Annotated in this window: 2 protein-coding genes; both read left to right on the forward strand. The window is 63.5% G+C overall.

Going from position 1 to position 11370, the window contains the following annotated elements:
• Positions 1-127: 127 nt before the first annotated feature.
• Complete coding sequence (locus CFBP1590_RS09820) at positions 128-3538, forward strand: non-ribosomal peptide synthetase (protein WP_088234932.1); 3411 nt, start codon at positions 128-130, stop codon at positions 3536-3538.
• A complete protein-coding gene (locus CFBP1590_RS09825; protein WP_088234933.1) occupies positions 3535-11334 on the forward strand; it encodes a non-ribosomal peptide synthetase in 7800 nt (2599 codons plus the stop codon). The genes CFBP1590_RS09820 and CFBP1590_RS09825 overlap by 4 nt, the downstream gene beginning before the upstream one ends.
• The last annotated feature ends 36 nt before the right edge of the window (positions 11335-11370 follow it).

An 11370-nucleotide genomic window follows, 5' to 3' on the forward strand; every position in this document is an offset into this window, starting at 1 on the left:
GATCTGCAAGACGCACCGGAGCATCTGCTAATACCCTCAAAACCTTTCTAAATATTTCCCCGCCAATTCGTTCTTGTTGAGACGGCCGCGTCACACGGTCAGCCCCATTCAGCAAGGACATGCCCCCATGAACCCCGAACACGCCCAGAAACTCGCTCGCCGTTTTGTCGAGTTGCCCTTGGAAAAACGTCGCTTGTTTCTCGACGGCATGCGTCGTGAAGACATGGATTTTTCGTTGTTTCCGATCCCTTCGTGCGAGGGGCTGGCGGAGCGGGACGGGCTGTCTTATGCGCAGCAGCGCATGTGGTTTCTCTGGCAACTGGACCCGACCAGCGCGGCCTACAACCTGCCGATGTCGGTGTGCCTGAACGGCGCGCTGGAGCTGCCGCGGCTGGAGCAGGCCTTCAGCGTGCTGGTCGAGCGCCACGAGAGCCTGCGCACGACCTTTGGTCAGGAAGGTGACCGGGCATTTCAGCGCGTCGCGCCAGCGGCTCCCGTCCGTATCGAGCTGACTGACCTGAGTGCAATGCCTGTCGATCAGCGCTGGGCTGCGGCGCGTCAGGCCATGGCCGAGCAGGCGGTGCAGGCGTTCGATCTGCAACACGGGCCGCTGTTCACCGTGCGCGTCTTGCGCCTGGCCGGGCAGGAGCATGTGCTGCTGCTCAACCTGCACCACATGATCACCGACGGCTGGTCGATGAACGTACTGATCGACGAATGGCTGCGAGGCTACGACGCGCTGGTCGCCGGTCAGCCGCTTCCGTTCCAGCCGCTGGTCGTGCAGTACCGCGATTACGCCGTGTGGCAACGCAGCTGGCTGGAAGCGGGTGAGCAGGCACGGCAGCTGGATTACTGGCGCGCGCATCTGGGCGATGAACATCCGGTGCTGGAGCTGCCGACCGACCGTCCATACCCGGCCTTGCCCAGCCACGAAGGCGCACGCCTCGAGCTGGCGCTGGAACCCGAATTGTTACGCAACCTGAAAATCCTGGCCCAGCGTCAGGGCGTGACGCTGTTCGTGGTCCTGCTCGCGACCTTCAAGAGCCTGCTGCACCGTTACAGCGGGCAGACCGATATCCGGGTCGGCGGGCTGATTGCCAACCGCACCCGCAGCGAAACCGAAGGGCTGGTCGGCTGCTTCATCAACACCCAGGTGCTGCGCAGCGAAGTCACGGCACAGACGCGCTTTGTCGATCTGCTGCAAACCGTGGCCAACGCCTCGACCGGCGCACAGTCGCATCAGGAATTACCCTTCGACGCGGTCATCGACGCGCTCCAGCCCGAGCGCAGTCAAAGCCACAATCCGCTGTTCCAGGTGATGTTCAATCACCAGCCGGTGGTCGCCGATCTCCTCGACAAGCAACTGGCCTGCGGTCTGCGGGTGGCCAACCTGCCTGCCGAGCAACAGGCGCTCGCCCAGCGCTCCCATGCCGCAGCCAGCGACCTGATGCTGGCCACCAGCGGCGAAGGCGAGCAGTTGAACGCCGCGTTCACTTACGCCATCGATATTTTCGACGAGGCAACCATCGCCCGGCTGGCCGCGCACTGGCGCAACCTGCTGGCGTCGGTCTGCGCCGATCCGCTGCAAACCGTGTCACAACTGTCGATGCTGGCGGCGCAAGAGCGCACGCAGTTACTGGACGTCGATAATCTCATCAAAGCCGATAGCAGCACGCCTGCGCACCAACTGTTCGAAGCGCAGGTCAGACGCACCCCGGATGCCGTAGCGCTGATCCTTGCTCAGGACAGCGACTCGCCGGGCATGACCTACGCCGAACTGAACGCACGCGGCAATCGACTGGCCCGACGCTTGCGCGAACGCGGCGTAGGGCCCGACGTGCTGGTCGGTGTGGCGCTGGGGCGTTCGCTGGATATGCCCGTCGCGCTGTTGGCCGTGCTCAAGGCGGGGGGCGCTTACGTGCCGCTGGACCTGTCGGCGCCAAGCGAGCGTCTGCGGCATGTCATGGACGACAGTGGCCTCAAGCTGCTGCTGACCCACAGTGACCGTCTCGCCGCTTTGCCGATGCCTGAGGGGCTCGATTACCTGTGCGTCGATGAGGTCGACAACATGACGACCGACATAAGCGATCTGCATGTCCCTGTTGATCCGGCCAGCCTCGCGTATGTGATCTACACCTCCGGCTCCACCGGGCGGCCCAAGGGCGTGGCGATCAGTCATGGAGCGCTCGCCGAATTTGTGACCTTGGGTGCCGATTACAGCGACCTGCGCGACGGCGACCGGGTGCTGCAGTTCGCGACCCACAGCTTCGACGGCTTCGTCGAACAGTTCTACCCGCCGTTATGCCGAGGCGCCGCCGTGGTGCTGCGTGACGAACGTGTGTGGCACAGCGCGACCTTCCATCAGGCAGTCGTCGAGCATGGTGTGACGCTGGCCGACTTGCCCGCTGCCTACTGGCTCACGCTGGTTCAGGACTTCGCCGCCAGTCCGCCTGCGCATTACGGCGCGCTGCGGCAGATTCATGTGGGCGGCGAGGCCATGGCCATCGAAGGCTTGCGTCTGTGGCGCGACGCGGGTCTGGGTCATGTTCGCCTGCTCAACACCTACGGCCCGACCGAGGCCACTGTGGTGTCGAGCATTCACGATTGCAGCGCGTTGACGCCGGAAGCGGTGTCCTGGCGTGGCGTGCCGATTGGTCATGCACTGGCTGGTCGCCGTCTGTATGTGCTCGACGACGATCTGAATCTGCTGCCGCAAGGCGCGGTGGGCGAGTTGTACATCGGCGGGCCGGGGTTGGCGCGGGGTTATCACGGCCAACCGGGTCTGAGTGCCGAGCGCTTTGTCGCTGATCCGTTCGTGGCGGGGGAGCGCCTGTATCGCACTGGCGACCGCGCCCGGCAGCGTCTCGATGGCGCCATTGAGTACATCGGTCGAGTCGACCATCAGGTGAAGATTCGTGGCTTCCGCATTGAGCTGGGAGAGATCGAGTCGCGCCTGCAACAGTGCCATGACGTGCGCGAAGCCGTGGTGCTGGCCGTCCCTCTGGCGGGCAGCACGCAACTGGTGGCGTACATCGTGCCGCAAGCCGCGACCGTCAGCGAAGCCGAGCAACTGACGTTGCGCCAGCGCATCAAGGCCGAGTTGCAGGCCAGCCTGCCGGATTACATGGTGCCGAGCCACCTGCTGCTGTTGCCGACCCTGCCGCTGACGCCCAGCGGCAAACTGGATCGCAAGGCCTTGCCCGCGCCGGACGTCAGCCAGTTGCAGGCCCGATATCGCGCGCCGACCAGCGAGGTAGAAGTCTGCCTCGCCGCCATCTGGCAGGAAGTCCTGCACGCGCCGAGGGTCGGGCTCGACGACCACTTCTTCGAACTGGGCGGCCATTCGCTGCTGGCCGCGCAAGTCATTGCCCGTATCAAGACGCAACTGGGCGTCAGCCTGCCGCTGCGCGTGCTCTTCGAAAAACCGGTGCTGGGCGATTTGTCTGCCGAGGTCGCGCTGCTGACCGCCAATACCCCTGACAACGACTGGAGCGACATGGACCAGTTCATGGATTCGCTGGAGGAATTTGAAGCATGACCGGGACCACTGCTGCACGTATCGCGAAGCGCTTTGTCGGCCTGTCGCTGGAGCAACGCCGACAATTTCTCGCCCGGCTGCGTCAGGACGGCAAGGACTTCAGTCTGCTGCCGGTGCCGGTCAGTCGTCACGATTTCACTGCGATCCCGCTGTCCTTCGCTCAGCAGCGCTTGCTGTTCCTCTGGCAGCTCGATCCGTCGAGCGATGCCTACAAGATGACCACCGGCCTGCGTCTGCATGGCACGCTGAACGAGGCGGCGCTGACCCGCGCATTCGACCATCTGATCGAGCGCCACGAAGTGCTGCGCACGGTGTTCCAGACCGACGGCGACCAGCCGCTGCAAGTGGTGCTGAATGACCAGCACGTGGCGCTTGAGCGCATCGATCTGTCTGCGCTGGACAACGAACAGCGCGACGCCGAACTGGCCCTGCAGGTGGCGACGGTCACTGCGCAGCCTTTCGATCTGCGCTTCGGTCCGCTGCTGCGTGCCCATCTGTTCCGTCTGGCCAGTGACGAGCATGTGCTGGTGGTGTGCATGCACCACATCGTCTCCGACGGCTGGTCGATGGACGTGATGATTCAGGAGTTCGTCCACGCTTATCAGGCGTACAGCCAAGGCCGCGAGCCGAGCCTGGCGGAGTTGCCGCTGCAATACGCCGATTACGCGATCTGGCAACGCAGCTGGCTGGAGGCGGGCGAGGGCGAGCGGCAACTGGCTTACTGGCGCGATCAGTTGGGCGACGAACAACCGCTGCTCGACGCCGCACAGGACTTCCCGCGGCCGGTCGCGCAGAGCTATCAGGGCGAGCATCTGTGCTTTGATTTCGGTGCCGACCTCTCGCGTCAGCTCAATGCCTTTGCCCGCGCTCACGGCATGAGCCTGTTCATGCTGGTGCTGGCCGGTTTCTCGCTGTTCCTGTCGCGCAAGGCCGGGCAACGCGACATCCGCATCGGTGTGCCCAACGCCAATCGGGGCAGGGCTGAGACGGAAGGGCTGATCGGCTTCTTCATCAACACCCAGGTGCTGCGCTGCCAAGTGGACGAACGCCTGAGCTACCTCGATCTGCTGGCTCAGATCCGCGACACCTCATTTGGCGCACAGGCCCATCAGGACGTACCGTTCGAACAACTGGTCGACCATCTCGCACCGGAGCGCAATCTGGGCCACAACCCGCTGTTCCAGGCCAAGTTCAACCAGAACGTGGTGCTCAAACAGAAGACCGCGCTCAGGCTCCCGGGTCTGCAAGTCAGCGAGTATCCGTTCGATAAACAGGGCGCGCACTTCGACCTGGCGCTGGACATCACCGACGACGGCACGCTGATTCACGGCGACCTGGCCTTTGCCAGCGACCTGTATCGCCGCTCGACCGTCGAGCGTTTCGTGCCCGAGTTGCTGGCACTGTTCCAGACCCTGTTGGCTGCGCCCGACGCGCCGCTGCTCAGTCTCGGCGCGTTGGCCGTCGAGCAGGCACCATGTCCGCTTGAGCCCGCGCTGTCCGTGCTGCAGCAGTGGGATCGTCAGGTCGAACGGCAGCCGCATACGCTTGCGGCCCGTTATCTGGACTGCACATTGAGCACGCTGGAGCTGGATCAGGCCGCCAATCAACTGGCCCGCCATCTGATTCGGCTGGGCGTACAGCAAGGCCAGCCGGTCGCCGTGCTGATGGAGCGCTCGCTGGAGTGGCTGATGTCAGTGCTGGCGATCTTCAAGGCTGGTGGCGCGTACATGCCGCTGGACGTGAAAGCGCCAGATGCGCGCCTGCAGCAGATGCTGGTCAACGCGAAGGCCAGCGTGGTGCTGTGTGCCGAAGGCGATGCACGGGCTGAGTCGCTGAAAGTCGAGGGTTGTCAGGGCGTCAGTTGGACGCCTGCGGTGTGGCAGGATTTGCCAGCCACTACCTTCGACTCGACGCTTGCCGCCGAGTCGCCTGCCTACGTCATCCACACCTCCGGTTCCACCGGCCAGCCCAAGGGCGTACTGGTCAGCCACGGCGCGCTGGCCAGTTACGTGCGGGGTCTGCTGGACAGGCTGCAACTGGCTCCCGAGGCGAGCATGGCGCTGGTCTCGACCATCGCCGCCGACCTGGGCCATACCGTGCTGTTCGGTGCCTTGTGTTCCGGTCGCACCCTGCACGTGCTGCCTGAAACCCTGGGTTTCGACCCGGACGGTTTTGCCCGTTACATGGCCGAACATCAGGTCGGCGTGCTGAAGATCGTGCCCGGCCATCTGGCGGCACTGATGCAGGCCAGCCAGCCCGCCGACGTGCTGCCCCAGCATGCGTTGATCGTTGGCGGCGAAGCCTGTTCGCCGACGCTGGTCGAGCAGATTCGCCAGCTCAAGCCAGAGTGCCGGGTGATCAACCATTACGGCCCGAGCGAGACCACGGTCGGGGTGCTGACTCACGAAGTGCTCGTCTTCGACCCGATGCGTCCTGTCCCCGTGGGTAAACCTTTGCCGGGTGCGCAGGCATATGTGCTGGATGACGTGCTCAACCTGAGCGACACGCAGGTGGCGGGCGAGCTGTACATCGGTGGTGACAGCGTGGCGCTGGGTTATCTCGGACAACCCGGGCTGACCGCCGAACGCTTCGTGCCGGATCCGTTCGCGCAGGATGGCGCTCGGGTCTACCGCAGCGGCGACCGCATGCGCCGCAACCATGAGGGACTGCTGGAGTTCATCGGTCGCGCCGACGATCAGGTCAAGGTGCGCGGCTATCGGGTCGAGCCTGCCGAAGTGGCGCGGGTGCTGCTGGCGCTTGAAACGGTGAGCGAGGCCTGCGTGCTGCCGCTGCCGATGGAAGGTGACGAGTCGCGCCTGCAACTGGTGGCGTATTGCGTAGCGTCTGCCAGCGCTGAAATCCTGCGCGAACAACTGGCGACAAGGTTGCCGGACTACATGGTGCCCGCGCAGATTGTGCTGCTCGACCGCCTGCCGCTGACCGCCAACGGCAAGCTCGACAAGCGTGCCTTGCCCAAGCCGGGCGTGGTACAGCAGCGCTACACCGCGCCGGTCGGCGAGGTCGAGGAAAAGCTCGCAGCGGTCTGGGCCGATGTCTTGAAGCTGGAGCAGGTCGGCAGCACCGACAATTTCTTCGAGCTGGGCGGCGATTCGATTCTCAGTCTGCAGATCATCGCCCGCGCCAAGCGGCAGGGCATCAAGCTCAGCCCCAAGCAGTTGTTCGAAAAACAGACCATCGGCCAATTGGCGTCGGTCGCCAGGCTGATTCAGAAAAAGCCGGTGGCGACGGTGGAGCAGAGCAGCGGTACGCTCCCCTTGCTGCCGATTCAGGCGCGCTTTTTCGAACTGGAGATCGCCGAGCGACATCACTGGAATCAGGCCGTGATGCTCAAACCGCAAACGGTACTCGACGCGACATTGCTGCGAGGCGCGCTGACTGCGCTGATCGAGCAGCACGACGCTTTGCGCCTCGGCTTCGTTCAGCAGGACGGCCAGTGGCACGCGAGCTTCGGCGCGCACGACTCGCGCAATCTGCTGTGGATTCATGAACTGGACAATCGCGAGCCCCTGACCGAGCTGGCCGACAAGGCCCAGCGCAGTCTGAATCTGCACACCGGCCCACTGCTGCGCGCCGTGCTGGTGAACTTGCCGCAAGGCGAGCAACGCCTGCTGTTGGTCATTCATCACCTTGCTGTGGATGGCGTGTCATGGCGTGTGCTGCTGGAAGACCTGCAACAGGGTTATCAGGCGTTGGCGGCTGGTCAGCCACTGACATTGCCCGCGAAAACCAGCGCGTTGCAGCGCTGGGCCGAACAGTTGCAGCTCTATGCACAGAGTGACGCGCTCACAGCCGAGCGTGATTACTGGCTGCAGGCCCTGCAGGGCGCCGATCAACCGCTGCCACGCGACAATCCGCAAGGCACGCAGCGCAACCGCGATGCGGCCCACGCATCGTCCTGGCTGAGCAAGGAACTGACGCATCAGTTGCTGAAAGTTGCGCCTGCTGCCTATCGCACTCAGGTCAACGACCTGCTGCTGACCGCGCTGGCGCAGGTGCTTTGCGAGTGGAGTCGACAGCCGTCGGTGCTGATCCAGCTGGAAGGTCACGGCCGCGAAGACCTGTTTGACGACATGGACCTCAGTCGCACGGTCGGCTGGTTCAGCAGCCTGTTTCCGGTCCGGCTTACGCCACGGTCCGCGCTGGGTGCGAGCCTGTGCGGCATCAAGGAACAGCTGCGAGCCGTGCCGAACAAGGGCATCGGTTATGGCGTGCTGCGTTATCTGGGCGAGGCGTCGTTCGCCGGCCAACTGGCTGAACTGCCCGAAGCGCAGGTCACGTTCAACTACCTGGGCCAGTTCGATGGCAGCTTCGACAGCAAGGACGCACTGTGGCTGCCCAGTTCAGATGACACGGGTGTCGCGCTCAACGAGGACGGCCCGCTGGCCAACAGTCTGAGCCTCAACGGCCAGGTGTTCGACGGCCAATTGCAGATGAACTGGACCTTCAGCCGCGAGCAATACCAGCCCTCGACCATCGACGCGCTGGCGCGTCGTTACGAGCAGGCCCTGACCACGCTGATCGAACATTGTCTGGCCGGGCATCAGGGCGTCACGCCGTCTGACTTTCCGCTGGCCCGAGTGAGCCAGGCGCAGCTTGATCGTCTGCCGATGCCTGCCAGCAACGTTCAGGACGTCTACCCGCTGGCTCCGATGCAGCAGGGCATGCTGTTTCACAGCCTGTTCGAACAGGACGCGGGTCATTACATCAATCAGCTTCGCGTGTCCGTAAGCGGGCTGGATGTGCCGCGTTTCAAGGCGGCCTGGCAGTCTGCCGTGGACGCCCATGACGTGCTGCGCAGCGGTTTTGTCAGCCATGCAGAGCAGTCGCTGCAAGTGGTGCAGCGTCAGGCCGATGTGCCATTTGTGGTGCTGGATGCGCGTGGCAAGCCGGATCACTGGCTGGACGACTGGGCCAACGATGACCGTCAGCGGGGCTTCGATCTGGCCAAGGGGCCACTGCTGCGTCTGGCACTGCTACAGACCGGCGAAGACAATTATCAACTGATCTACACCAGCCATCACATCCTCATGGACGGCTGGAGCAGCTCGCGCCTGCTGGGCGAAGTGTTGCAACGCTACAGTGGCCAGACACTTCCGAAACAGGCCGGGCGATATCGCGACTACATCCAGTGGCTGAGCGCTCAGGACGCTGATCTCAGCCAGCGTTTCTGGACGCAGCAACTGGCCGAACTCGACGAGCCGACCCGGCTGGTGCAGACGCTCAAGTCGTCGCCGAGCGGGCAGGGGCATGCCGATTACGTGCAACTGATCGATGCCGACAGCACCCGACGCCTGACCGAGTTTGCCCGTGAGCAACGCGTGACCCTCAACACGCTGGTGCAGTCGGCGTGGCTGCTGGTGCTGCACCGCTACACCGGTCAGTCGAGCGTGACCTTCGGCGCCACCGTGGCCGGACGTCCGTCGGATCTGCCGGGCGTCGAGGAACAGCTCGGTCTGTTCATCAATACCCTGCCGGTCATCGCCAGCCCGCGCCCTGAGCAGACCGTTGCCGACTGGGTGCAGCAGGTGCAGGCGAAAAACCTCGCGCTGCGCGAACATGAACACACGCCGCTGTACGACATCCAGCGCTGGGCGCGGACCGGCGGCGAAGCGTTGTTCGACAACATTCTGGTGTTCGAAAACTACCCGATGTCCGAGGCGTTGCAACGTGCACCGGACGGTCTGACGTTCAGCGAGCTGCGCAATCAGGAGCAGGCGCATTACCCGCTGACACTGGTGATCGAGGCCGCCGACGTGTTGTCGGTACGCTTCAGTTACGACCGTCAGCACTTCAGCGCCGAAGCCGTCGCGCAACTGGCTGCGCACTTTGATCACTTGTTGCAAAGCCTGAGTGCCGAACCTTCGGCCTGCCTCGGTGAATTGTCGCTGCCGGTCGGCTGGACGCAGGCTGTGCAGGTCTGGCCGACCACGCAGTGCGCTCATCAGCGTTTCGAGGCGCAGGCTGCAGAAACACCTCAGGCCCTCGCCCTGAGTCTGGGCAGCGAGCAATTGAGCTATGACCAGCTCAACCGCCGCGCCAATCAGCTGGCCCACAAACTGCGCGAGCAGGGTGTCGGCCCTGACGTGCGCGTAGGGTTGGCGGCCGAGCGCAGTCTGGACATGATCGTCGGCCTGCTGGCAATCCTCAAAGCAGGTGGCGCTTACGTGCCGCTGGACCCGGATTACCCGCAGGATCGCCTGTCTTTCCTGATGCGGGACAGCGGTATTGAATTGTTGTTGACCCAAGGGTATCTGCTGGAGCAGTTGCCGGTTCCGGCCCACGTACAGTGGCTGCTGATTGAGAGTTCGCTGGACGGCTATAGCGCCGAGAACCTGATCAACAATACGACACCGGACAATCTGGCGTACGTGATCTATACCTCCGGCTCGACCGGAAAACCCAAGGGCACGCTGCTCGCTCATAACAACCTGATGCGCCTGTTCGCCGCCACCGACGACTGGTTCGCCTTCAACGAAAAAGACGTCTGGACGCTGTTCCATTCCTTCGCCTTCGACTTTTCGGTCTGGGAAATCTTCGGCGCGCTGCTGCATGGCGGCCGACTGGTGATCGTGCCGCGTGAAACCAGACGCTCTCCGGAAGACTTCCACGCCTTGCTGGTCGAGCAGCAGGTCACTGTGCTGAACCAGACGCCGTCGGCGTTCAAGCAGTTGATGCACTTGGCCTGCGAGAGCGCAAAACCGCTGGCACTGCGTTCGGTGATCTTCGGTGGCGAAGCATTGGACGTGACCAGTCTGACGCCGTGGTTCGAACGCTTTGGCGATCAGACGCCGCAGTTGATCAACATGTACGGCATCACCGAAACCACGGTTCACGTCACCTATCGGCCGATCACTCAGGCCGACACACACAACCCTGCGAGTCCCATCGGCGAGGCCATTCCTGACCTGTCGTGGTACGTACTGGATGCCGACTTCAATCCGGTCGCCCAAGGTTGCAGCGGCGAACTGCACATCGGTCATGCGGGGCTGGCGCGGGGGTATCACAACCGCGCTGCGCTGACCGCTGAACGCTTTGTGCCCGATCCGTTTTCAACGAACGGCGGACGCCTGTACCGCACCGGCGACCTGGCGCGTTATCGCGCGACCGGAATCATTGAATACGCCGGGCGTATCGACCATCAGGTCAAGATCCGTGGCCATCGCATCGAGCTGGGCGAGATCGAAGCGCATCTGCAGGGCCAAGCCCAGGTGCGCGAAGTGATCGTGCTCGCACTGGGCGGGCAACTGGTGGCGTATCTGGTGCCGGGCGACCCTGCGCAGGACCCGCAAACACTGCGGGAAACCCTCAAGGCAGAGCTGAAAGCCCATCTGCCGGACTACATGGTGCCGACCCATTTCGTGCTGCTGGACGCCATGCCGCTGACCGCCAACGGCAAGCTGGATCGCAAGGCGCTGCCTGCGCCGGATGCCACTCAATTGCAGGCGCAGTACGTTGCGCCCGAAGGCGAGCTGGAACAGCAACTGGCCGCGATCTGGGCCGACGTGCTGAAGGTCGATCAGGTCGGACGTACCGACAATTTCTTCGAGCTGGGCGGGCATTCGCTGGTGGCGGTGCAGATGCTGGTCCGCGTGCGTGAGCAGTTGAAGCACGAGGTCAGCCTCAAGGACCTGTTCGAACGGCCCGTACTCGCCGACTTCTGCGCCACGATTCAGCAGAAAAACGGTGAAAGTGACCACGCACAGGACGAATTGACTAAATCACTGGAGGCTCTCAAACGTTTATCAGCGGAGGAAATTGATAATTTGCTGGCGTGATGGTTTTGCGGGGTGGAGGGGCATTTTTATTCCCTG

It is taken from the genome of Pseudomonas viridiflava (assembly GCF_900184295.1).
In the GTDB taxonomy this organism is placed as follows: Bacteria; Pseudomonadota; Gammaproteobacteria; order Pseudomonadales; family Pseudomonadaceae; genus Aquipseudomonas; species Aquipseudomonas viridiflava.